The 24245-nt window shown below is 39.4% G+C and carries 26 protein-coding genes, 2 tRNA genes and 1 pseudogene; 11 read left to right on the top strand and 18 right to left on the bottom strand.

Translation table 11 applies throughout. The features are described 5' to 3' along the window. Positions 1–110: 110 nt before the first annotated feature. Positions 111–1190 carry an RNA polymerase sigma factor RpoD gene (gene rpoD, locus K9H14_02640; GenBank protein MCG9479089.1) on the top strand — a complete coding sequence of 360 codons (1080 nt, stop codon included), beginning with the start codon at positions 111–113 and terminating at the stop codon, positions 1188–1190. A gap of 77 nt (positions 1191–1267) precedes the next feature. Here rpoD and K9H14_02635 read toward each other — a convergent pair whose 3' ends face one another. The 9 genes and pseudogenes from K9H14_02635 to K9H14_02595 all read right to left on the bottom strand — a co-directional run bounded on the left by K9H14_02635 (position 1268) and on the right by K9H14_02595 (position 8731). Next, the gene (locus K9H14_02635; protein ID MCG9479088.1) at positions 1268–1534 is read right to left on the bottom strand and encodes an RNA-binding protein; all 267 of its coding nucleotides are present in this window, start codon (positions 1532–1534) and stop codon (positions 1268–1270) included. A 440-nt stretch (positions 1535–1974) separates the two neighbouring features. Next, on the bottom strand, positions 1975–2268 hold the full coding sequence (locus tag K9H14_02630; GenBank protein MCG9479087.1) for a HigA family addiction module antidote protein: 294 nt from the start codon (positions 2266–2268) through the stop codon (positions 1975–1977). Positions 2269–2653: 385 nt separating this feature from the next. Next, a tRNA-Ser gene (locus tag K9H14_02625) sits at positions 2654–2743 on the bottom strand. A 40-nt stretch (positions 2744–2783) separates the two neighbouring features. Then, positions 2784–4049 carry a serine--tRNA ligase gene (serS, locus tag K9H14_02620; GenBank protein ID MCG9479086.1) on the bottom strand — a complete coding sequence of 422 codons (1266 nt, stop codon included), beginning with the start codon at positions 4047–4049 and terminating at the stop codon, positions 2784–2786. After that, the gene (gene pheA, locus K9H14_02615) at positions 4050–4895 is read right to left on the bottom strand and encodes a prephenate dehydratase (protein ID MCG9479085.1); all 846 of its coding nucleotides are present in this window, start codon (positions 4893–4895) and stop codon (positions 4050–4052) included. Positions 4896–4987: 92 nt separating this feature from the next. Then, on the bottom strand, positions 4988–5536 hold the full coding sequence (locus K9H14_02610) for an ABC transporter permease (protein ID MCG9479084.1): 549 nt from the start codon (positions 5534–5536) through the stop codon (positions 4988–4990). Between the two features lie 194 nt (positions 5537–5730). Further along, positions 5731–6645 (bottom strand): annotated as a pseudogene (locus tag K9H14_02605) (ABC transporter ATP-binding protein). Positions 6646–6678: 33 nt separating this feature from the next. Next, positions 6679–7623, bottom strand: a complete 945-nt coding sequence (locus K9H14_02600) for a peptidoglycan DD-metalloendopeptidase family protein (protein ID MCG9479083.1) — start codon at positions 7621–7623, stop codon at positions 6679–6681. Positions 7624–7705: 82 nt separating this feature from the next. Next, entirely contained in the window at positions 7706–8731 is a 1026-nt protein-coding gene (locus K9H14_02595; protein ID MCG9479082.1) for a hypothetical protein, read from the bottom strand. A gap of 169 nt (positions 8732–8900) precedes the next feature. Here K9H14_02595 and pepF point away from each other — a divergent pair, with 169 nt between their 5' ends. Together pepF and msrB are read left to right on the top strand one after the other, a co-directional pair. Further along, positions 8901–10697 carry an oligoendopeptidase F gene (pepF, locus tag K9H14_02590; protein MCG9479081.1) on the top strand — a complete coding sequence of 599 codons (1797 nt, stop codon included), beginning with the start codon at positions 8901–8903 and terminating at the stop codon, positions 10695–10697. An 18-nt stretch (positions 10698–10715) separates the two neighbouring features. Beyond that, positions 10716–11102: a peptide-methionine (R)-S-oxide reductase MsrB gene (gene msrB, locus K9H14_02585; GenBank protein MCG9479080.1), complete on the top strand. Its 387-nt coding sequence runs from the start codon at positions 10716–10718 to the stop codon at positions 11100–11102. Here the strand turns inward: msrB and K9H14_02580 are convergent. Continuing rightward, positions 11099–12196, bottom strand: coding sequence for a lipoate--protein ligase family protein (locus tag K9H14_02580; GenBank protein MCG9479079.1), 1098 nt, complete (start codon positions 12194–12196; stop codon positions 11099–11101). The genes msrB and K9H14_02580 overlap by 4 nt on opposite strands. Positions 12197–12345: 149 nt before the next feature. Next, positions 12346–12924, bottom strand: a complete 579-nt coding sequence (locus K9H14_02575; GenBank protein ID MCG9479078.1) for a hypothetical protein — start codon at positions 12922–12924, stop codon at positions 12346–12348. Positions 12925–13015: 91 nt separating this feature from the next. On the opposite strand from K9H14_02575, the gene K9H14_02570 reads away from it, so the two are divergent. After that, entirely contained in the window at positions 13016–14263 is a 1248-nt protein-coding gene (locus tag K9H14_02570) for a glycosyltransferase (protein MCG9479077.1), read from the top strand. On the opposite strand, the gene K9H14_02565 is transcribed toward K9H14_02570, so the two are convergent. The 7 genes from K9H14_02565 to K9H14_02535 form a co-directional block, all read right to left on the bottom strand. Next, a complete protein-coding gene (locus K9H14_02565; protein MCG9479076.1) occupies positions 14260–14439 on the bottom strand; it encodes a hypothetical protein in 180 nt (59 codons plus the stop codon). The two genes, K9H14_02570 and K9H14_02565, sit on opposite strands and share 4 nt — an antisense overlap. A gap of 15 nt (positions 14440–14454) precedes the next feature. Further along, positions 14455–14808, bottom strand: a complete 354-nt coding sequence (locus K9H14_02560; GenBank protein ID MCG9479075.1) for a hypothetical protein — start codon at positions 14806–14808, stop codon at positions 14455–14457. 43 nt (positions 14809–14851) lie between these two features. Beyond that, positions 14852–15070 carry a hypothetical protein gene (locus K9H14_02555; protein ID MCG9479074.1) on the bottom strand — a complete coding sequence of 73 codons (219 nt, stop codon included), beginning with the start codon at positions 15068–15070 and terminating at the stop codon, positions 14852–14854. 209 nt (positions 15071–15279) lie between these two features. Beyond that, positions 15280–15366 (bottom strand) — tRNA-Leu (locus K9H14_02550). A gap of 436 nt (positions 15367–15802) precedes the next feature. Continuing rightward, positions 15803–16102 carry a hypothetical protein gene (locus K9H14_02545; GenBank protein ID MCG9479073.1) on the bottom strand — a complete coding sequence of 100 codons (300 nt, stop codon included), beginning with the start codon at positions 16100–16102 and terminating at the stop codon, positions 15803–15805. After that, entirely contained in the window at positions 16066–16260 is a 195-nt protein-coding gene (locus K9H14_02540; protein ID MCG9479072.1) for a hypothetical protein, read from the bottom strand. Before K9H14_02540 ends, K9H14_02545 begins: the two co-directional genes overlap by 37 nt. Before the next feature lie 44 nt (positions 16261–16304). Continuing rightward, entirely contained in the window at positions 16305–16838 is a 534-nt protein-coding gene (locus K9H14_02535) for a recombinase family protein (GenBank protein MCG9479071.1), read from the bottom strand. A gap of 75 nt (positions 16839–16913) precedes the next feature. Here K9H14_02535 and K9H14_02530 point away from each other — a divergent pair, with 75 nt between their 5' ends. The 7 genes from K9H14_02530 (at position 16914) to K9H14_02500 (ending at position 24036) form a co-directional block, all read left to right on the top strand. Continuing rightward, entirely contained in the window at positions 16914–17150 is a 237-nt protein-coding gene (locus tag K9H14_02530; GenBank protein ID MCG9479070.1) for a hypothetical protein, read from the top strand. Next, positions 17151–17762: a GGDEF domain-containing protein gene (locus tag K9H14_02525; protein ID MCG9479069.1), complete on the top strand. Its 612-nt coding sequence runs from the start codon at positions 17151–17153 to the stop codon at positions 17760–17762. It abuts the gene before it with no gap. A 9-nt stretch (positions 17763–17771) separates the two neighbouring features. Further along, positions 17772–18023 carry a diguanylate cyclase gene (locus K9H14_02520; GenBank protein MCG9479068.1) on the top strand — a complete coding sequence of 84 codons (252 nt, stop codon included), beginning with the start codon at positions 17772–17774 and terminating at the stop codon, positions 18021–18023. Positions 18024–18238: 215 nt separating this feature from the next. Next, a complete protein-coding gene (locus K9H14_02515; protein MCG9479067.1) occupies positions 18239–20527 on the top strand; it encodes a GAF domain-containing protein in 2289 nt (762 codons plus the stop codon). Positions 20528–21065: 538 nt separating this feature from the next. Then, complete coding sequence (locus tag K9H14_02510; protein ID MCG9479066.1) at positions 21066–21269, top strand: SHOCT domain-containing protein; 204 nt, start codon at positions 21066–21068, stop codon at positions 21267–21269. Further along, positions 21270–21950, top strand: coding sequence for a hypothetical protein (locus K9H14_02505; protein ID MCG9479065.1), 681 nt, complete (start codon positions 21270–21272; stop codon positions 21948–21950). It begins immediately after the preceding gene. A 145-nt stretch (positions 21951–22095) separates the two neighbouring features. After that, positions 22096–24036 carry a copper-translocating P-type ATPase gene (locus tag K9H14_02500; GenBank protein ID MCG9479064.1) on the top strand — a complete coding sequence of 647 codons (1941 nt, stop codon included), beginning with the start codon at positions 22096–22098 and terminating at the stop codon, positions 24034–24036. Positions 24037–24245 lie beyond the last annotated feature (209 nt).

Genomic DNA, 24245 nt, shown 5'->3' with positions numbered 1-24245 from the left:
AGATTTAGCTGTTATTTGTAAGCTTGAATCATCCCCTCTTAGTTAATAATTAATTAAACTTTGAAGGGATAATTTAAGGTATTTTTTGATAATATCAATATTAGATGTAGGTGATCAAAGTAGAAACGGAACTTAAATTAAAACAGATAAAACAACTTATACAGAAAGGAAAAGAGACAGGATCTCTTCAATTTCAGGACATCAAACATACCATATCAGAACTGGAGCTTTCAGAAGATCAGGCCAATAACATAATCAAAGCCATAGATAAGCTGAATATAGACATAGAGGGAAAACCCTCATCAGATAATGCTCCCAAAAAAAAGGTGGCAGTAAAGAAAACCGGTGAAACTTCCTTAAAATTTTCATCCAAGGATCCGGTACAGATGTACTTAAAGGAAATAGGCCGGACCAGGCTTCTGTCAGCCGTAGAAGAAACCCAGCTGGCAAAAAAGATAGAAGCTGGCGACCTGGCAGCAAGGCAGGCTCTCATTAAAGCCAATCTGAGGCTGGTAGTAAGTATCGCCAAGAAATATTCAGGCAGGGGTTTGCTGTTCCTAGACCTTATACAGGAAGGAAACCTGGGCCTTATGAGGGCGGTAGAAAAGTTTGACTACCGAAAAGGTTACAAATTTTCCACCTATGCCACCTGGTGGATAAGACAGGGAATCACCAGGGCCATATCCGACCAGGCCAGAACTATAAGGGTGCCCGTGCATATGGTAGAGAACATAAATAAAGTAATCAGGACCCAGAGAAAACTCATCCAGAAACTGGGTAGGGACCCAACGGTTGAAGAGATATCAGACTCAACTGAATTTACCCCGGATAAAATAAGGGAAATAATAAAGATAAGCCAGCAGCCCATCTCTCTGGAAACCCCTATCGGAGATGAAGGAGATACCAGCCTGGAAGATTTTATAGAAGACACTGAAGCCAAAAAACCTGCGGATGCCGCATCCTATTTTATGCTGCAGCAGCAGCTAAACGAGGTACTCTCTACCCTAAACGATAGAGAAAGAAAGATTCTAGAATTAAGATTTGGCCTACATGATGGACATCCCAGAACTCTGGAAGAAGTAGGCAGAGAGTTTAATGTAACCAGAGAGAGAATACGGCAGATAGAGTTTAAAACACTGGGAAAGCTGAAAAAATCAAGCGCAGGCAAGAACTTGAGAGGGTACTTTTAAAAAATCCTTATTAATAATAAAAATGGCTTACTCCAAAAATTTGGGGTAAGCCATTTTTATTTGCCAATATTTCTACTTTAATATCGTTTAAAGTCTCTATTAGGCCTGCTGGTTTTTGGTCTGGCTTCATCAACCCTTAGGGTTCTTCCGCTAAACTCTGAACCATCCAAAGCCTCTTTGGCCTTTTCTGCTTCTTCGGTAGAAGACATTTCAACAAACCCAAAACCTTTATTTCCGATTAGTGTAATTTCATTTACACTACCGTATTCAGAAAACAGCTCTTCTAACTGTTCCTTGGTTGTGGAGTAGCTAAAATTCCCTACATATAGTTTGCTACCTTGCATATTTACCTCCTTCAGTAATATTATTCCCCTAAGCTTGATAATATTTTTGTGAAAGAGGAAACAGAAAGAAACAAACCTTACCCTTACTCAAAATATTACTAAACAAAGAGAGACTTAATTCTAAACTTTTTCCTATATATTTGTCAAATAATATAATATGCAAAATTTTAAGGGCTGCAGCTGGTTTGGATTATGAAAATCATATGGTCGAAAAAGAGTGGCGGACCCGGATGCAACCTATTCGAACCATTTCCGAGATATCAGCTCATATTAATAAAATACCAGTAATCCAGATTCTCTTATATAAAAAGCTTTCTAATAAAGTAAAACAACTCCGGGCGTAGGAATGTCTTATGAAAAGATAGCCAGAGAATTAAATACAAATAAGCCCATTATTTTGCGACAAGCTATTAAATATCCCAAATAGGCCACGGTAATGCTCAGGCTACCTGGAACTTTTTTATTCTACTTAGCTCAACTTCTTTATGGATTTTTTCCTCTTCTATGTCATAATCATTCTGAAGACCCAGCCAGAATTGTGGAGTATTTCCAAAGAACTTTGCCAGTCTTAGAGCTGTGTCTGCAGTAATCCTTCTTTTTTGGTGGATTATCTCTGAGATACGTGTCTGGTCTAGACTTGTTTCCTTGGCAAGCCTGTAAGCCGAGATATTTAGTGGTTCTAAAAATTCTTCTTTTAGAATCTCACCAGGGTGAATATTTCTTAGTCTTTTCATTTTACTTTTCCTCCACTAAGAGTTGTTTAGCATCCTGAGTTTCTTTCGTGCGAGATCCTGTATATTTTCTGGATATCCCTTAGAGAAAACACCATTCCAGATCTTTTCAGTCTCTTTATAATTAAATGACTTTATCATGATAGAAATATCGTTTATATAGATACTTATGTCAAGCAATACTATTACTGAACACGACTATAATTTATAGGCATAGTCTTCAATAAAGGCTATTATTTTCATCTTTTCCCGCAATGGGGACACAATAATGGATCCACTTCATATATCTTCTGTATTAACCGTGCACAAACCATATTATATTGCACATACGAAGATCCAGACTCCGGCTCTTCTAGATGATAAGTATAAAAGTTCGAATTGGCTGTACTGGCGGAGGGGGAGGGATTCGAACCCCCGGAGGGAAAACCCTCAACGGTTTTCAAGACCGTCGCAATCAACCAGACTCTGCCACCCCTCCAGGCAACCTATTATACACACAAATTATGAATAAATAAAACCTATTTTTTAGGTTTTATTTCTTCTATTCCATTCATAAAGGGAACCAGGACTGAAGGTATTTTTATATGGCCTTCCCTGGTCTGGCAATTTTCATAAATAGCTATCAGCGTCCTGCCTATGGCACAGGCAGTACTGTTCATGGTATGTACATACCCCTTTAAATCATCCTGCCTGTACTTTATATTAAGCCTGCGGGCCTGATAATCGGTATCGTGGCTGCAGGATGCAAGCTCCCTGTAATTTTGCTGTCCGGGAAGCCAGGCCTCAAGATCATATTTTTTAGCATTGGGGTTGCCAATATCTCCGGTACACATATTCATAATCCGGTAGTGAAAGCCCAGGCCCCCCATTATTTCTTCCAGGGTATCCCTGAGTTTTTCGTACTCCGCCCAGGATTGGTCCGGGTCAGAAAATATAAACATCTCTACCTTGTCAAACTGGTGAACCCTGAACATGCCGCCCATATCCTTGCCATAAGCTCCAGCTTCCCTGCGGTAGCAGGTAGAAAAACCGGCATATTTTAAAGGTAAAAGATCCTGTTCTATAAATTCATCACTGTGGTAGGAACATAGGGGCACCTCGGCTGTACCCACCAGATATAGATCATCCAGCTCGGCCTTGTAATACTGGGTCTTTTCAGCAGGAAAAAAACCGGTTCCATACATGGCTTCCTGTTTTACCATGGTAGGAGGTATAACCGGTACAAAACCTTTTTTTACCAGTATACCCAGCACGTACTGTACCAGAGCAAACTCCAGCCATACCGCTTCATTCTTCATGTATACAAACCTTGACCCTGAAACCTTACTGGCCCGTTCATCATCAAGTAAATCCAGGCTTCTTCCCAGTTCTATATGGTTTTTTATTTCAAAATCAAACCGGGGTTTATCCCCCCTGTAATACAGGGCCACGTTGTCATTTTCGTCTTTGCCCACCGGGGTACTGTCATGTGATATATTGGGGTAATCAGCCATATGGGTAAAAAACTCTTCTTCTACCTTTTTTAACTTTTCCTCCAGTACCTCCAGCTCCTGGTTTAACTGTTTCATTTCAGAAATTTTTTCTGTTCTTGCCTGTTTATCCAGCCTGGGTATAATTTTAGAAGCCTCATTCTTTTTGGCCCGCAGCTGTTCTACCTCAAATATTAATCCTCTCCTCTTTTCATCCAGCTGGATGTCCGAATCCAGGTCAATATTCAAATTCCTTTTTTTTATCTCTGCCCTTATCATATCCGGATTATTTCTCAACAGCTCAATATCAATCAATTATTTCTCCTTTGCCTCTTTCCAAGCAGGGTAAGACCCCAGTATCTTTATAAGGTAAACTTTCTTCCTTAAACTCTCAATGGCATCAAATATCTGTTTATCGTGAATATGGCCTTCCACATCTATCATAAAAACATAATCCCCCAGGTTTTTCTTGGCCGGCCTTGACTCCAGCCGGTTCAGGTTAATACTGCGTTCGGCAAACTCCTTTAAAATATTATACAGGCTGCCCGGTTTATCCTTTTTTAAGAAACAAACCAGTGAAGTCTTATCATCCCCGGTTTTGGTAGGGACAAAATTTCCTACAAATACGAACCTGGTCCTGTTTTCTTTATTGTCTTCGATGTCCCGGGCAACTATCTCCAGATCATAGAGGCCGGCAGAAATCTCGGTACCGATAGCAGCGGTATCGCTATTGGTTTCTATAAGCTTTTTAACCGCCTCGGCGGTGCTGTTGGCCGCAATAATTTCCACTTCAGGGAAATAGGTATGCAGATAATTTCTGCACTGGGCAGTAGCATGGGGGTGGGATATTATTTTCTTTATCCCTTCCGGCTTATAGCCTTTTTTAGCAATTAAACTGTGCCTGACCGGTATGGTTATCTCCCTGACTATCTTGGATTCGCTTTCAAAGGTAAGTACATCCAGGGTAATATTTACAGAACCCTCAATTGAATTCTCTATAGGAACCAGGCCTTCCTGTGCCTGGCCCATATCTACATACTTTATCACATCGGAAATCGTGGGCAGGGGCAATTTTTCTACTCCATCCCTTTTTTCCATGTACCGGTTGAGCGCCTCCTCGGTAAAGGTCCCTTCGGGTCCCAGATAGGCTATTTTAATCATGATTATGCTCCACTAATAATGATTTAAAGATTATATAATAATAAATGGGTATTATAAAGGGTGTATTTACCCTCAAATCTATCTTAAACCGGTTATTCCCACTTAAAGAATTTTACCGAAAGACCAAGGGTTACTACCAGCCAGGCAGACACCACTGCTATCTCTTTTACCACCCGGGATATTCCCTGGCCCTCAACCATAGTGATCCTTAAAGCATCTTTGAGGTGGGTGGAAGGTAAAAAATTGGAAAAAGCTACCAGGAAGTCGGGCATAATGGAAGCCGGAAAAAATAGACCTCTCAGAAACATCAGCATAAAAAATACTATCATGCAGGCAGGGGTAGCTGCCTTGGAAGATTTGATGAAGCTGGCCAGAAAAAACCCGATACTTAAGAAGCAAAATGAACCCGGGGTAAATAAGAGCCAGAACAGGAAAAAATTGCCTTTTATCTGTGCCTCAAACATAAATACCCCCACTATCAGCAGCAGAATAGTCTGGACAATCATAACCAGGTATTTCTGTATAATCTGGGCTCCCAGCAATGTAGATTTTTTTAAGAGTGTCAGCGAGAATCTATGATATATGCCCTTTTCCCGATCTGAAATAAAGCTGATGGCCGAAGCCATAATACCGGAGACCATTAAAACCATAACAATTAGTCCCGGCATCATGTAATCTATGGCCCTTATGCCATAATCACTCCACTAGGTATCCCCGTACACAAATCCGTAAAGCAGCATAAAAAACATGGGAAAAGCCAGAGTCCAGGACAGGTCTTCTTTTCGTCTTATAAATAATTTTATTTCCAGAAGTATCTGTCTGCCCAGTATATGCATCAGTTCTCCCTTATTTTTCTTCCGGTTAAATGTAAAAAGACATCTTCCAAGGCGGCTCCCCGGGTATGAATGTTTTCAAGATTCAGGTTACTGGCCTGGGCGATATTAGTCAGCTGACTTAATGCCTTGGTACTGTCCTGGGTATATAGGATAGACTTATTGCCCCTTCGTTCAGATTTGCTTACCCCTCAAGCTGCGATGTAATCTTGTGGTAAGCATCCTGGCTGCAATTAAACTCTATGCTGGATTCAAGGCCGGTATTGTTTATAAGGCTGGCAGGAGAATCCATAGCTATTATTTCCCCATAATCAATTATACCCACTGTGTCACAGAGATGTTCTGCTTCCTCCATATAATGAGTGGTCAGTATTACCGTCTTACCCTGCTGCTTCAAATCTTCTATTACCGACCATATGTTCCTCCTGGCCTGGGGGTCCAGGCCGGTGGTGGGCTCATCCAAAAACAATATCCGGGGGTCATTTACCAGAGCCATTGGCTATCCTCTGTTTCTGGCCGCCGGAAAGGGTCACATAATAGGAGCTGGCTTTATCCTTAAGGGAAACTATTTTTAGGATTTTTTCGGTGTTGATACTGTTTCTATAGCAGCTGCCAAACAGGTCTATGGCTTCTCCCACTTTTATACTGTCATATATGGTGGTAGTTTGAAGCTGGACTCCTGTAAGGGGTTTGATCTTTTCAGGGTTTGCCTGTACCTCAATGCCGCAAACACTGATTTTTCCGATATCGGGCTTTCTCAACCCTTCTATTATCTCCACAGTAGTTGTTTTACCGACACCATTGGGTCCCAATAAACCAAATATCCGGCCTTCCTGGATGCTAAAAGTTATTCCGTCTACTGCTTTAAGCTTTCCATAACCCTTAACTAAATTACTTACTTCTAAAACTGTAGCCATATAAGCCCGGGTTTTAAAAAGATTGTAAATAGTCTAGGGCATAAAATCCTGGGGATTTTTAGGTATGCCGTCAACCAGTACCTCGTAATGCAGGTGCGGCCCGGTACTGTTGCCGGTGTTGCCCATAAGGCCTATGGTGTCGCCCTGCTTTACCTCATCTCCCACATCAACATCGATTGTGCTCAGATGAGCATACACGGTGGTATAATCAAAACCATGATAGACCATAACCTTCTTGCCGTATCCTCCGTGGTAGCCGGCATAAATAACCACCCCACTGGCAGTTGCATTAACAGGTACGCCGGTACTGTTGGCAATATCTAAGCCCTTATGATTATATCCCCATCTTCTTTCTCCAAATAATGAAGTCAACCTGCCCCATGTAGGCCAGATGGAGGGAGTATGTTCCATAAGGTAAATATAGTCTTCAATATTTTCCTTATCGGCAGAAAGCTTTTCTGAGAGCCCCGGTGCAACCTGCAGCAGCTGATCCAGCAAGGCATCTATATCGTCAAGTTCCTGTTCCTGGTCCATCACATAATAGAATACTTCATCCGGATTGTTTTCCAGGTCAACATCAGCATTTAACTCTGTATTATAAACTGCAACCTCGCTTTCAAAACCACCCTGTCCGGTTATATCCCTTACCACCCGGTCCAGCTCTTCCACCTCTTTTAAGTAATTCTCCAGTATCTTGGTCTTGGTTTCAATCTCGGAAGTCTTTTGTTCCAGATTATCCAGTTCTACCGTTTTATAATTGATTTTATATTCGATTCTTTCTATTTCTGCTATTTTTTCATCAAGTTTCTGGCGAGTTATATAAAGGTTTGAAACCAGTATCACTGCAGCAGCCAGCAGTATAACCCCGCATACATACAAACCCCTTAAAAAATTAAAGGAGATTCTAAGTTTTCTAACTTTAGACTTAGCATCGGATAATACCAGTATCGTAAACGACTTACTTTGTTTTTCTTCCATATAGTATCACTGTAAATTTCAAAACTGTCGAGTATTATAACTAATAATTCCCGGTTAGGAAACCCCCCTTATTATAGCCTTATCAATTTTCCATCATAAATTTGTAAGATGAGCTATTATTGGTCAACAGGGCTTCCCCCGGAACCGGGCCTGCGGTAACCTCCAGATCGCATTTTCTGCCGGGGTAAGCCGGGAAACCAGTAAGGGTAACCGCTTTCTGTTCTGAAGGGTTTATGCTTCTAATGGTATAACTCTTCTCTTCAGCCGGATTATCCTGTGCCCGATAAGTCATAACCACATTAACCTCGTTTTCCACCACATTACCCTGATTCTCTATTAAGATGGTTACACTTATTTCTGTGCCTTTGGATAGAATAAGGTAATCACCCTGTTCATTTATTACCTTGGGATCAAACTCTACGCTCTGCTCTACTACCGCCACTCCCCGCCTTTCCTGCAGCTTGGTAACTGTTTTAAGGTCAGCTATCAATTCGGCCACACTCTGGGTATCTGTAAGGTTTTTATCCTGAAGAACCACAGAATCTATTATGGTCAGATTATTTATTCCCATCTGTTCTCCGGCAGCCTGCAGCTCTTCCTGAAAGTATCTGTAGATCTCATCACTCATAAACATATAAAGGAAGGCATTGGTCATCTGGGAACTGGAAATATCTACATCTATATCCTGCAGGGCATTAAACAGGGCAGGTTTGAAGATTTCACAGGCCTGCCTTCTGGTATCAAATACCAGCTTGAGGTACCCGTGGGCCACTTCAAAGGATTGTGGCGGATTCAGTTCATTACAATTTTCAGCAATTACTGTGCTCTCTTCAATTATGGACAGCAGTTCACTGTCCAGTTCTTCCCTGGAAATACCCTTTATTTTATCCAGGGTTATAAAGAAATTAAAAGCCATTTGGTTGGATTGCTGTACCAGCACTGATACCGAGTTTACATAATCAGCTATGCTCAGTCTCTCTTCTTCGGTTAGATCTTTCCTTCCTGCCTCGCAGCTCCACAAGCCAGAAATCCAGCTAACAATTACCGCCGCAATTATAATCATGATTATAAGGGTGATAATTGATTCTTTTCTACCTCTTCTCTCCAATAAATCCTTCCTTTAGGGTGTATTCTTGGCATGCTAAAAATCAAATTCATTATACAGGCCAATATGACAAAATTCAAACCGGCACGGGCTAATTAATCACAAATTTATTTAAATAAATCAAGGTATTTATATATAATAACCAATATTAATAATTTAGGAAGGAACAAATATGGCAGATACTGGAAATATACCGGAAAGAAAAGATGTACCCCGGCACCTAAGGTGGCAGCCGGAAGACCTTTTTCAGGATTACGGGCAATGGAAAAGCCAGCTGTCTGCTGCCGGCAGTAAATTAAAAGTTGTTGCCGGTTTTAAACACCGTCTGCCTGAATCTACAGATACACTTTATGAGGCTGTTTCCACCTATGAAGAAACCGCAAAAACAGTGGAAAAAGTATTTTTCTACGCCCACTTAAAAAAGGATGAAGATAACAGCTGCTCACAGTATCAGGCCATGCTGGACCAGGCACAAAACCTGCTGATTCAATTTGAGGCAGCTGCATCATTCTTAATACCGGAAATATTATCATTGGATGAAGCATTCCTGAAAAATGCCCTATATGAAACCAGATTCAAAGACTACACCCATTTTCTTAACAACCTTTTAAGAAAGAAAGCTCATGTACTTTCTTCCCGGGAAGAAGAAATACTGGCCCTCAGCGGCGAGATAGCCCAGGCTCCCAGGTATATTTTTTCCATGATAAACGATGCTGATATTAAGTTCCCCAGAATAGAAGACCAGCAGGGAAATACCATAGAATTAACCAAAGGCAATTTTACAAAATTTATGGAAAACAGAGACAGGAAAATAAGGAAAAAAGCCTTTAACCAGCTGTACGGAACCTACAGCAAGCAGAAAAATACCATAGCCGCCGCCCTTGCCTATTCGGTTAAAAAGGATTTATTTTATGCCCGGATTAGACAATATGGTTCTTCACTGGATGCTGCTCTGTTTGAAGACAATATACCTTCGGCAGTCTATGATAACCTCATAGAATCAGTCCACAACTACTTACCGGCCTTACAGCAATACCTTGCGGTTAAACAGCAGGCATTGAAATTAGAAAAAATGCACTCCTATGACCTGTATGTACCTCTGGTGGAAGACAGCCAGTCAGATTACCCCTATCAGCAGGCCACCAGTATTATAAAAGAATGTCTAAAAGCAATGGGGCCTGATTATCTAAAAATTATAAATCTGGCCATGGGTAACCGGTGGATAGATGTGGTGGAAACCAGGGGGAAAACCAGCGGGGCCTATTCCTGGGGCTGCTATGACTGTCACCCCTTTATCCTGCTCAATTACCAGAACAATCTGGACAGCATGTTTACTATTGCCCACGAGCTGGGCCATGCGGTACACAGCTACCTCTCCAATAAAAACCAGCCCTATATCAATTCTTCCTACTCCATATTTCTGGCAGAAATTGCCTCTACATTAAATGAAATAATGCTAACCGAATACCTGCTTAAAAATAACCACAGCAGAGAGAAAAAAATATATATACTCAATCATTACCTGGAACAATTCAGGAACACTGTGTTCAGGCAGACCATGTTTGCAGAATTTGAAAAAACCATCCACCATATGGCTCAAAACCAGCAATCACTTACCCAGAAAAATCTATCCGATGTATATTTTGACCTGAATAAAAAATATTATGGGCCCGGGCTGTCGCTTGATGAAGGCATAGAAATGGAATGGGCCAGGATTCCCCACTTCTACAACAGTTTCTATGTATACAAATACGCTACCGGGTTCTGCGCAGCTTCCGCCCTTGCCCAGAAGATAAGACAGGAACAGGGTTACCTGGATAGATACACGGAATTCTTATCTTCAGGAGGATCCGATTATGCCATAAATTTATTAAAAAAACTGGGGGTAGATATGACCAAACCTGAACCGGTAAACCTGGCTTTGGATAGTTTTGCCCGGCTGGTAGACCAGCTGAAGGATTTGATATAATATCAGAAAGGAGGAAATATGGAAAAACAAAATAATAAACAATGGAAACAGTGTCTTTCTCCTCAGGCTTACCATATATTGAGGGAAAAAGGCACCGAGCAGCCATTTAAAAATGAATACTATAACCACAAGCAACCGGGAAAGTATTATTGTGCCGGCTGCGGGTCCCTGCTTTTTGACTCCAGCCAGAAATATGATTCAGGTACCGGCTGGCCCAGTTTCTATGATTATGCAATAGAAGAAAATATATCCACCAGGGAAGACATAGGCCATAATATGAAAAGAACCGAAGTCCTCTGTTCTAACTGTGGAGGCCACCTGGGACATTTATTCGAAGACGGTCCGCAGCCTACCGGTAAAAGGTACTGTATAAATTCAGCAGCCCTAAAATTTAAGAAAGGCTAAAAACAGTCGCTTAGCACAGTTTTTATAGCTTCCACCAAATCTCCTGGTTCCAGTCCCGGAGACCTTATCCCGTATTTACTGTAAACACTGCTTATTTTTTGCTCCACAGTTTCCGTGTTCAGGGGGCAGCTGATTAGTGAATTCTCAATATGGATAATCCCGGAAGAGGGTATGAGGGTAAAATCACCGGATATATTTATATCATCAATAAATCCATTATTGGTAGCGCAGGTTACCCTTATCAGCCCTCCGCTGCATTTATGGTTGCCTTCATAAATATTAACATCTGCATTTATTTTTACTTTCCGATCCAGAAATTTCCCTTTTTTATTCAGCCAGCTTTCATCGGTTAATATCTTTCTTAACAGCTCAAGCTGCTGTTCTTCCTCAGGATTCAGCTTTTCCTCCATAGTTACGGTCCTATTAAACTCTTTCTGGACCTGTTCTAAAAATACCCTGAATATCTCCTCTTTGCCAAACAGCGGTATATTTCTATTTTTGCACTCCTGGCCAATATTGGTTACATAGTCTTTTACGTTCTGATAGATCTTATCCCTGAATTTTTCAGAGGGAACCTTCAGTATCCGGGGCATTAATTGATAATTAAAATCAAACATGAAGCTTCCCACCACTACCATTGAATTTCCAATCTCCACCGCACCGGTGCCCCCAATTTTTTTATTATCTATATGCAGATCATTTATAGGGCGGTGATATACATCCAATCCCATCTGCCTATAGGCTCCGGTTACCGGCTCCAGAAATTTTTTATATATTTTGCCTACATCCCTGGATAATTTATCCTTGTTGAAAATATAGTGGAAAAACAGCTGATCAGAATCCAAAAGCACAGCTCCCCCTCCCACTTCCCTTCTTATAACCGGTATATGGTTTTCTTTGCAGAAAGGCAGATCAACCTCTTTTTCCAGTTCCTGAAAATACCCTATACTGACATAAGTTTGTTTTGGACTCATAATAGTAATGGTATCAGGGCTATCAGGTTTAAAAGAATGGGCAACTGCATGATAAATTGCCTGTGAATCAAGCCAGGATACCTCTCCAAAATTAATAACTCTTATCTGGTTTTCAGCCATAATCATCCTCTATATTATTGATTATAAATTATAAGTATTAACCGGTTATCTTCTGGGCCCTACAGGGCCGAAAATTATTAATATATTACTTTTAAAACTGTATTTTATCAACTGCAGATAACCGTCCGGTCATTTAAACCACACTGAAATTACTGCCCATACTGGTCTATTTTCTCCAAAGCCAGGTCCAATTGCTGCTTACCTTCCTGGATTTGCTGGAATGCTGCCTGGAGGTATTCAATTTTTTTATTTATGTTTAACAGGCTGGTATCCAGATATTGGTACAGGTAACTGACTGACTGCCTAAAATGCTCCAGGGCCAGGTTAAACTGTTTATCTATACTTTCTAAACCTTCCGGGGCAACCAGCCTGCGGTAACCGGCATCTACCTCTTCTACCTGTTCTATATATTCCTTGATATAGTTATCCATATCGGTTATTTTCAGTTGTCCCTGTTCATATTTCTGGACTCCTTTCAGGCCATAATCCACAGCCTCTTCCAGCTCAGCCCCCAGCACCACAAGCCGCTGGAGATAGCCATAAGTATCCAGACCCTCCGCCGCCTGTATTTCTTCCAGACTGGTTTCATCAAATCCCGGCTCAGTAACTGTATCTTTTTTCATTTCTGTTTTACTGCTGCCCTGAGATAAAAAACAACCCAGGCCAAATAAAATAATTAAAAACAAAGCAGATATGGCCATTAACGGTTTTAAGTTTTTTATTTTCAAAACACTACTCCCTGGCAAAAATTATATGTTTAGATTTATGAGAAAATTTTCTTTATAATTCTATATTAATTAAAACAGATAAGGAAGGGCCATGGATTACAATCAGCGACTGATAGATGTTGATGACTATAAACAGTTTGTGGATAAAAAAACCATTGACAGAATTAAAGAAAAAGCCAAACCTCTGCAGGGTGCTCATGTTGCCCACGTCAACTCAACATTCTATGGAGGAGGAGTGGCGGAAATACTCTCACCCCTTACCCTGCTGATGAACAGCGTGGGCATAAAGGCAGAATGGAAAGTTATACAGGGTTCGCCTGACTTTTTTAGCATCACCAAAAAAATACATAATGCTCTCCAGGGGGCAGAGATACATCTGACCGAATTAAAAAAAGAAATTTACGAAAGGGTTCTTTTTGAAAATTCGATCCGTAACCGTATGGATCACAATTTTATTGTAGTTCATGATCCCCAGCCCCTGGGCATGATTAAGTTTTATGAAAAACGGCAACCGTGGATCTGGCGATGTCATATTGACCTTTCTTCTCCGGACAGGAAACTGTTTTCCTACCTCAATGAATATATACAGCATTATGACACAGCCATACTGACCTTGAAAGAATACCGGCAGAACATAAAACCTCCCCAGGTGTTTTTTATGCCCGCCATCGACCCTTTCTGCATAAAAAATAAGAAATTGAGTGAAAAGGAAATTGAAGACCGTTTTCAGCATTACAATATACCCACCGATCTCCCCCTGGTGGTTCAGATATCCAGGTTCGATAAATGGAAAGACCCTGAAGGAGTTATAGAAGCTTTCAACATTGCCAGAAAAAAAGTAGACTGCAACCTGGTCCTGCTGGGCAATATAGCCACCGATGATCCGGAGGGCGAAGAGATTTACCAGAACCTGCTCAAACACCAGGATGACCATATTAAAATATTGAGCCACCAGGATTCAGCCCTGGTCAATGCGCTGCAGAGCAAGGCAGCTGTAGTTCTGCAAAAATCACTTAAAGAAGGGTTTGGCCTTACCGTAACCGAGGCTATGTGGAAGGGCGCCGCGGTTATCGGAGGAAAGACCGGGGGAATAGTCCATCAGATAGAAGATGGCGTCAATGGCTTTTTAGTGTCTTCGGTAGAGCAAGCAGCCCAGAGGATAGTACAGCTTGTACAAGATGAACAATTAAGGAAAGACATGGGAACAAAAGCAAGGGAAACGGTTAGATCCAGATTTCTGCTTATAAGGTACCTGGAACAGTATCTGGACCTGTTTAACTCATTTGAAACCATATACAGGTTTAATAAACACAAATACGTTAAAGGTACTGCCGGTTAATCAGATCTCAGACCTTCTTTAAAATCATCTATAAGATTAGTAATTTCCGGGCTTATAATATTTTTTTCTTTTAGCATATCCAGAACCCTGTCTGTACCTATTCTGCTGAGTATGTATCCCAGAAGAGCGCCTACAACTGCTCCTGCTGCAATAAAGCCTGCTTTCTTCTTATCCATAAGTATACCTCCTGTTTACTTGCCCTTAGTTTTCCTTACACCGCTTATCAGGCCAGATGCCGTACTTATTATTTTTATTATGGGACTGGTTACCACAATCCTGGCTAACCTTATAATTTTTTCCAGCTGCTCCACTATGGACCCAGCACTCTGGGTTATATCATTTATTGAAGCTATTTCTAAATTAAGCTTGTTTACCATTGAACCAAGATCTTCTACCATGGGATCTGCCTTATTGCTAAAACTGCCTATTATCCGGTTGGCTTTGGATAAAAGTTTAAACAAGGGTATGGCCACCACTATGGCCACAATAGAAAATGCCGACATTAATATAATGGCCACCAGTCCAACTATCTCTAGAGAAGTCATACCTATACTCCTTACCTACAGTATAATTTTTAATTAGTATCATCTATTTATTCTTCTTGCTTTTCCTGAAAAATACATAAGCATATAAAACTGTTAACCCCAGTACCAAACCTGAAAGCACTAGTATTAATCCCAGACTTCTATGCTGCACAATCGCGAACACCAAAAACCCAATCAAGAATACAAGTGCCAGCATTGCACAACCAATACCCTGCCTGCCTACATCTTTAGTTTTTCTGGTGTCTAAAATTATCCTTTTCATTTTCAGGATTTATTTAATAATATAATAAATTAGTTTAAACCTGAACCCAAAAAAAATAATTGCTTTTTACCCTGTTTGAGAATATTATTATCTCATTATTCAATATAAGCCCTGCGAGGTGAAAATGGCAACCAAAAAATCAAAAGGCAAGAAAAAGACAAAGTAACTAAAAACAAAAGTCCTGTATAAAATACAGGGCTTTTTTTATTTGGTGGGCGAAGGGGGACTTGAACCCCCATGCTCTTGCGAGCACTAGACCCTGAACCTAGCGCGTCTGCCAATTCCGCCATTCGCCCAACTATAGATAATCTCTATAATATCTTTTTCTGCTATACTATTAAAATTATAATTCATACAAATGTCAAGCTTAGTAGCTTTAGTTTTTTTACCGTCAGAATTTATTTCTATTCTATCTATTAATTTTGCTATTATTCTTTTCCAATTAGTATCTTCTAATTTACTCATTCCTAATTCTATACTACTTAAGAGGGTTTTTAAACTATTAATCCTCTTCTCCATCAATTTTTCTTTCTTTTCTTTATTTTTTAATCCCAAATATTACATCATCAATTGCTTTCAGCGCTTCTTCTTTCTCCTTCATTTTTTAGGCAATACTACTTTTTCTAATAGATTCATAAATGTCTTCATTTAAATATAACTCTAAGCGCCTGACGACGTCTTTCCTAATTCTATTCTTGTTATTTTCAAATTAAATTGCTTTAAAGCCATTATTTAGGCTTTTTTATTCTTATCCAATAAATAGTCCCTTATATTTTCAGGATTAAAGAGAAAATGTTTTACATCATTTTTAATAACATACTCTATTAATTTTTTCCTGACCTCTGCATTCTTGCATGGGTTGCTAGTTATTTCCTTCTTCTTGCCTGGATCACCATAGTAAAGCACTATACCCTTTTTAGTAGAATATCTTCCTCCACAATAGGGATATTTACATTTATGGCAGAACAATCTTCCGGTTAAAATATACATCGTTTTTACTCTATTATTATAATTACTCTTATTAGCTGCCAATTATTTTTTGCTTTAAGGAATAACCTTTTAGAAATTATTGGTTCTTTTTTAATGCTAACCGGTTTTACAAAATCAAATTTGCTGTTCTTTGCATAAATATATTCATCTTTATAGTAAAGGTCATTGTAAACGATGCTTTTTACATTATTCCTGTCCATTTATTTTCATAAAATCTATTATATCTTTTAGACTTTAAAGTCCTTCAAAGTTTCTTGAGCCTGGTGGGAATCCCCAGGGCATTCAAATCATCCGGCACTCTGTAACAGGACCAGCCGTGGTTTGCAATTAAATCAAATATCCTTCTTACAACCCTGGCTTCCTCCTCATCTATAACCAACCTATCCTCATCATCAAGTTTATATCCATAAGTAATACTGTTTCCTCCGGATGGAAATTTACCCTGCTTAGCTTTATAGTATCTCCCCCTGGCTGTCCGCTCCGCAATTACTTTCAATTCCCTTTTGCTAAAAATACCCTGGGTGTCAGACATAAAATCATCATCTTTATTATTAAGGTCCAGCACTATATCCTGAAGCATGAGTTTTACATTATTATATTTGAGCACTTCTTTTAAAACCTGGAGGTCTTTTATATTCCGGGACAACCTATCCTGGTCAACTGCCAGTACTCTGCTGTATATACCATTGCTGCAACCTTTTAGCATTTCTTTTAAGTGAGGCCTTGCTTTAATTGTTTCACCGGGAATCCCAAGATCCTTGTAAAGGTCGTAATCCAATTATTCCCTACCATATTATCCTTTATATTGCTATTATATTATTCATAGTAATCAACCTTTACTTTGTTAACTACCATGCCCTTATTGCCTGAAATAGAAAACGTAAGCATCAATACCGACACCACGATCCTGGTATATTTTGGCAATGGAATCATAAAAATATTCGACCTAAAACCCTTCTTATCAGAAACCAGCAAAAACCACCCCACAGATATAAAACTAAACCAGGAAGGCGCCACCCTAAATGACACTATAAATATAAGTGAATATGACCTCTGGGCTACTGGTAAATTCTACGGATGGAGCAAATAAATGGTTGAATTTATGAAATACTTTGAAAAATCACAAGACCCTGTACTGGCTATAGACAGCCGTAAACATATAGCAATAAACAGTGCCATGCACAATTTACTGGCCGCTAGCCATTTGCATGGCAATGAAAAATTGACTGTCCAAAATGTTAAATCTCTTCTAAATAAAGCCATAGCTGATAAGGAGAAGGCAGCAAAGCTGGCCAACGCTTTAGAAGATGTATCACTAGATAGCTTTAGGGCAGACATTGCTTTTAAGAACAAAGGAAAAGATGTAACCTTCAGTGTCTTGGTTTCACCTCTTACAGGATCAAAAGGAGAGGCGGTTGGTAAAATTTTTGTCTTTAGGGAGGTAACAGAATATATAAGCTTGCTGGACGCATTTAAAGAACAATCCATAAAAGATTTTCTAACGGATATCTACAACCAAAGATTTTTCTATAGCTGTCTATACAGGGAAATTAAAAGGTTTGAAAGGTATAGAAACCCTTTCTGTTTGTTAATGATAGATGTAGACAATCTTAAAAAAGTAAATGATACCCAGGGCCACTTAAAAGGAGATGTGCTGCTAAAGGAAACAGCTTCCATATTAAAGGCCAATACCAGGGATTGAATAGACTATGTGGCAAGGTATGGTGGAGACGAATTTGCTGTGATATTAGTAAACACTGAAATAGGCCCAGCCAAAGAAATAGCAGCGAGGATAATGGACAGCTACAATGGCCTAAAAGTTCAAGAAACCTCGCTTTCAATAGGTATATGTCAATATCGACAAGGGTTGGATACCTATAATATAATAGAAGAAGTGGATAAGGCAATGTATGAAGCAAAAAACAGCGGAGGAGATCTGATTAAATTGTGCTCCCTACCTTAAAAACCAGTCCCTTATATTATAAAAGTACGCTTTGCCTAGTTCAAAATATATGATGTTTGTAAACCGCCTCTCTTTTTTAATTTAAAGCCCCATATTGCTATTTTATTTAGAGTATTCTATTAACATATTTGTAATCACAAAACTCTTCTTACTAATAATATATATTAAAATAATAATAATTTTTATATAATGATAACAAAATATTTTTTAAGCAAATGAATTTTACCTATAAAAAGATAATGTTTGTTGCAGCTGGATATGCTCTGCTTGTTACTGCTTTTATATACTTTCTGCCCCCAGTTGTTACAGCCGTATTATTTCTTTTCCTGGTTGTTTTTTCTGCTTGGACGTGGAGATTGGCTGGAGGGCTGGTAGCTGCTGCCTGGTCTAGTATCATAATAGGGATATCTTCTTTATACCTTCATCAGCTTTCATTTATAAACTTCCTATTCATCTTATTTGCATATTTTGCTATTGCTGTTGGATTGGGCAAACTTAGCAGCTATGTTAGAGAGAAACAGATGAAGCTGGAAAAAAATGAAGGCTTTCTTAGACAAAGCCAGAAAGCTGCAGGCATAGGAAGCTATATTGTAGATATTTCTTCTGGTACATGGGAATGCTCAGAAGTTCTGTGTGAGATTTTCGGCCTTGATAAAAAGTCCAGGTATATGTTTGAAGAATGGACTTCAATTATCCATCCTGATTATAAAGATATTATCTTAAAGACTCATAATGCAACATATGAAGAAAGTTTAAATTTTGACGAGGAATACAAAATAATCAGAAAAAGTAACGGACAGGAGCGCTGGGTTTATAATGTAGGCAAAGTAATATATGAGAAAAATGGGAACCCGGCTAAATTAATAGGCACTATATTAGATATCACCGAAATGAAGAAGAAAGATGAAAAAATTATTGCTCAAAACAAGGAGTTTTCTGTCCTAAACTCCTTATCTGCACACCTGCGGACTACTGGGAACAGCAGAGAAATGCTGACTGTCATACTAAATCATGTCTGTAACTTGTTAAAAGCTCAAGATGGTATGGTGCTGCTACTGACCAAAGATAAAAAGCACATTATAGTAGCTGAAGCCAGAGGCCAGTGGAAAGAGGGTATAGGCAAACGCTTCTCCTCGGAGCAGAAGCTTTGCAATATTATGAAGCAAATTGACAAAACCATTGTATGTAACAAACTTACTGCCTTAGATGTCCTGCATTTAGACCGCACAGCCAACCTAGACCATTTGATTTTTACCCCCTTAAAATCTACCATGGAGCTTCTGGGTATATTGGCAATTCACCGCCCCAAGGAACCAGATAGGAAGCTTTTTTCCGCTTCTAATCTTCAATTGCTAACCACCATTGGAGAGATGACAGGTTCTGCTCTACATCGCCAACAACTTCACGAAAGCACCCAAAGGCATTTGGAGGAAGTACAGACTTTAAAAAATATTGATATGGCAATAACCGGAAGCCTGGATATAAGGGTTACCTATTGGGTCATTCTAGATGAAATCACCAAACATTTAAACAGCGCTTCTACCGCCATTTTGAGGCTTGACCGGCATACAGGGTTTTTAAAATATGAAGACTGGCGCGGTTTTAACGTCTTTGACCCTAAAAGCATTAATCTCAATTTAGGTGAAGGCTACGCAGGCCGCACAGCTTCAAAACGTGAGTCTGTACATATTCCAGACCTAAAACAGGTAGAAAAGGAGCCGCACTACGAGCAGCTTATAGAACAGGAGGGCTTTGCCTCCTATTATAATGCACCCCTTATTGTAAAAGGCCAGGTCCAGGGAGTACTGGAAATCTTTCACCGGAAACCAGTTGAACACAATGAAGACTGGTTGTCATTTCTGGATACCCTGGCCGGGCAAATAGCAGTTGCTATTGATAATGCGGATCTTTTTCACAATCTGGAACTTTCCAATATAGAGCTTCTTCAAGCCTATGATTCCACCATCGAAGGTTGGGCTTATGCTTTGGACCTAAAGGATGAAGAAACCGAGGGACACAGCAGGCGTGTAACCGAGATGACACTGCGTATAGCCCAGAAGCTAGAAGTAAATAAAGAAGAGCTCGCACACATAAGGCGAGGCGCTCTTCTGCATGATATTGGTAAGATGGGTATCCCTGATTCCATTCTACTCAAACCCGTCAAGCTGACAGAAAAGGAATGGGAAATTATGAAAAAACACCCCGAGCATGCCTTTAGGATGCTTTCTCCCGTCTCTTTTTTAAGCCCTGCTCTGGATATTCCCTACTGCCACCATGAGAGATGGGACGGAACCGGCTACCCTCGCGGTCTCGAAGGCAATCAGATCCCCCTGGCCGCGCGCATCTTTGCAGTGGCAGATGTCTATGACGCCCTAACCAGCGACCGACCTTACCGTAAAGCCTGGTCCAAAGAGAAAGCTCTTGGCCACATAAAGCAGCAATCAGGACAGCATTTTGACCCCCAGGTGGTAGAGACTTTCATAACACTTTTAGACCAAAACTGAAGGGTATCTCCAGAGTAGGTTTTCTGCTACTCATCCCTCGTAAACTTCTGCACAGTTCAATAAGTATAGTATTAAACTATAAGCTAAAAATTCTACGAATAGGACAAATAAAAATCGTAAAAATTGTTCTATTGACCAATACTCTCTCTGATAAATTAATAAGTGTCTTGGGACAAAGGATAATTTTTAAAGGCAAGCTGAAATTTGCAGACGAAAGGATGCAGAAAGTAAGTAAAAATCCTAAAAGCCCGATAAAAGTCCTAAGCAAGGACCCCAAGATGCGGAGTAGCCTAAAGTGTGAAAAGCAAAGGCGAAAGGTAACTTGGAGTCTCTTTTTTATCTTCAAGCCTACCTGTGACTGCAAGTTGCAGCATTATACTAACGGTAATAGAGTCTTTCATGCATAATAACTGGATATTTAACGTTACTTTTTCTAAGTGATATTATTATTCTTATATTAATATAAAAAGTAAGGATGATTAAAATGATGATGTGGCCAAATATGATGGGCTTCTTTGGTGGAGGCGGGCTTATCTGGATGATTTTTTTCTTTATTTTTATCATAGCTATAATTATTGCAATTATACTGCTGATTGTATGGCTGGTAAAAAAAGCAAGCTATGATTCTGGCAGTAACCCCAGACCTCAAACAAAAAATGCCTTGGAGCTCTTAAAGGAAAGGTATGCCAGGGGAGAGATTACTAAAGATGAATTTGAAACCATAAAGAAAGATATCGGGTAAATGAAAAAACTTTTAATACCGTCTGCAGTATTATTAATAATAGGCATACTTGGACTATTCTCTACCCTGATTATCGGCAATCTAGGTACCAGTTTAACAAATTTTGGTACTGGCAGGGGTTACGACTTTCGTTCTGAAGACAGAGGTCATATGTTAAGAGGTTTTCTACAAGGAGGTGCAGCCACAAGCTATTCTTTTGAAGAAGTAGAGAATCTCACCAATGAATATCTTGAAAGGAATAATCTATTAGGTTTGGAGATTGCTGAAATAATGGAGTTTTCCAGAAACTTCTATATTGAAATCTTTGAGTTGGATACAGGAATAAGTGCTATGGAGCTTCTGGTGGATAAAAATACTGGTGCCATCTTTCCTGAATATGGGCCTAATATGATGTGGAATTTAAAATATGGTATGCATCCGCAGATACCATTATCTCAAAACGATATTGATATGGACATAAGTGAAGACAGGGCCCTTCAGTTAGCAGAAAGATACTTGGCTAAGACAAATATCGGCGAATTTGTGGGAGATGAGATTGAGAAATTTTATGGATATTATACCATTCATACGCTAACAGAAGATGGGGATATTGCAGGAATGTTGAGTGTAAATGAATTCACTGGTGAGGTCTGGTACCACAACTGGCACGGTATATTTATTGATATGGAAGAATACCGTTGATATTATATCGAGGCTTCCTGCAATTGCCTTGATCTGAAAATTAATATTATTTATATATTTTCTGGAGGTTAATAGTATGGAAAACCATAAAAAGCATAAACAAAAAATGCCAAAGAAAGGCATGCATACGGATCATCACCAGCATATGATTGCAGATTATAGAAAAAGATTCATTGTTTCCGCAATATTAACCATACCGGTTTTATTGCTATCTCCTTTAATACAGAAACTTTTAAGGCTAGAAAATATACTACAATTTCCGGGAGATGTTTATGTATTGTTTGGTCTCTCATCTGTAATATTTTTTTATGGAGGCTGGCCTTTCTTAAAGGGTATATACAGTGAGTTAAAATCCAGACAGCCAGGAATGATGACCCTTATTGCCCTTGCTATCGTTGTTGCATATGTTTATAGTTCCGCCGTTGTTTTTGGACTTACAGGAAAGTTTTTCTTCTGGGAGCTTGCGACTTTAATTGATGTAATGCTCCTGGGCCATTGGATTGAAATGAAATCCATTATGGGCGCTTCGAGAGCATTAGAAGAACTTGCAAAACTTATGCCATCAGAAGCTCATAGAATAACTTCTGATGGTAAAACTGAAGATATTGCAGTAGAAGACTTAAGTAATAATGATAAGATTTTGGTAAAGCCTGGAGAAAAATATCCTGCAGATGGTCTGATTCTGGAAGGTCAAACATCTGTAAATGAATCAATGCTGACAGGGGAGTCAAAACCGGTTTCAAAAACTGTTGGGGGCAAAGTTATTGGGGGTTCAATAAACGGTGAAGGTTCTGTAACTGTAGAAGTCAAAAATACCGGAAAAGATTCTTTTTTATCCAGTGTTATACAACTGGTAAGAGAAGCGCAGGCAAGCAAATCAAGAACCCAGGATATAGCAAACCGCGCTGCTTTTTGGCTGACTATAATCGCAATCTCAGCAGGTGCTATAACTCTCATTATTTGGCTGACAGTTATAAATAAAGACTTTGCATTTGCCTTGGAGCGGACAGTAACGGTCATGGTTATAACCTGTCCCCATGCATTGGGTCTTGCCGTACCGCTTGTGGTTGCAGTATCGACCTCAATATCAGCAAAAAACGGACTTCTTATAAGGAACCGGGCCGCTTTTGAAAGGGCGAGAAATATTAATGCTATAATTTTTGATAAAACCGGTACATTGACAAAAGGTGAATTTGGCATAACCGATGTCCTTATGTTAAATGAAAATATTGAAAAGGAAGAGCTATTAAAATATGCAGCTTCAGTAGAATCTAAGTCTGAACATCCGATAGCCAAAGCCATAGCTAAATCAGTGGATAACAAATATGAAACCTCAAATTTTAAAGCAATAACCGGTAAAGGGGCAGAAGCAGATGTAAATGGCAAGGATATAAAAGTTATAAGCCCGGGTTACTTGCATGAAAACAATATTGAATTTAATAATGCCCAGATTGGCAGCCTTAGCTCACAGGGTAAAACCGTGGTATTCGTCTTAATTGATAATGAGCTGGCAGGTGCTATTGCTCTTGCTGATATCATAAGGGAAGAATCAAAAGAAGCTGTTAAAAAATTAAAACAGATGAATATCAAACCGATGATGCTTACAGGTGATAATAAAGATGTTGCAAAATGGGTAGCGGACGAAATTGGTATTGAGGAGTATTTTGCTGAAGTTCTTCCGCAGGATAAGTCTAAAAAAGTAAAAGAAGTTCAGGCTGAAGGTTTTATAGTTGCTATGACAGGTGATGGCGTAAATGATGCTCCTGCACTTGCACAGGCAAATGTAGGTATTGCAATCGGTGCAGGTACCGATGTAGCTGTGGAAACAGCAGATATTATACTGGTTAGAAGTAATCCTTTAGATGCTGTTTCAATTTTAGGTCTTTCAAGAGCGACATACAGGAAAATGCTTCAAAATTTAGGCTGGGCAACTGGATATAATTTTTTTGCCATACCTCTAGCTGCTGGCGTTTTATTTCCTGTTGGTATAATCCTAAGTCCCGCCGTCGGTGCAGCTTTAATGTCAATAAGCACGGTAATTGTAGCTATAAATGCAAAATTCTTAAGAGTAAAAAATGAGGAATAAACATTAAACCTCACCTGTTTTTTAAGCTTTATATATTTTTAGAGATCTTTTAAAAGATCCTAATATTTGAGGAGATAAATATTGTCCGGAGAAATTTCTTTGATAGTTAATTTTATTTTTCTAGGTTCATTTATCTATTAAGCAACTGTAAGTCATAAATTAGCTAGAAAAAGGAGCAAATTTAGAATATAAAGGAAGAAAAAATTCAA

It is taken from the genome of Actinomycetes bacterium (assembly GCA_022396035.1).
GTDB lineage: Bacteria > Actinomycetota > Humimicrobiia > Humimicrobiales > Humimicrobiaceae > Halolacustris.
Note: the sequence above shows the minus strand (reverse complement) of the source record. Positions and strands in the feature narration are given on the sequence as shown.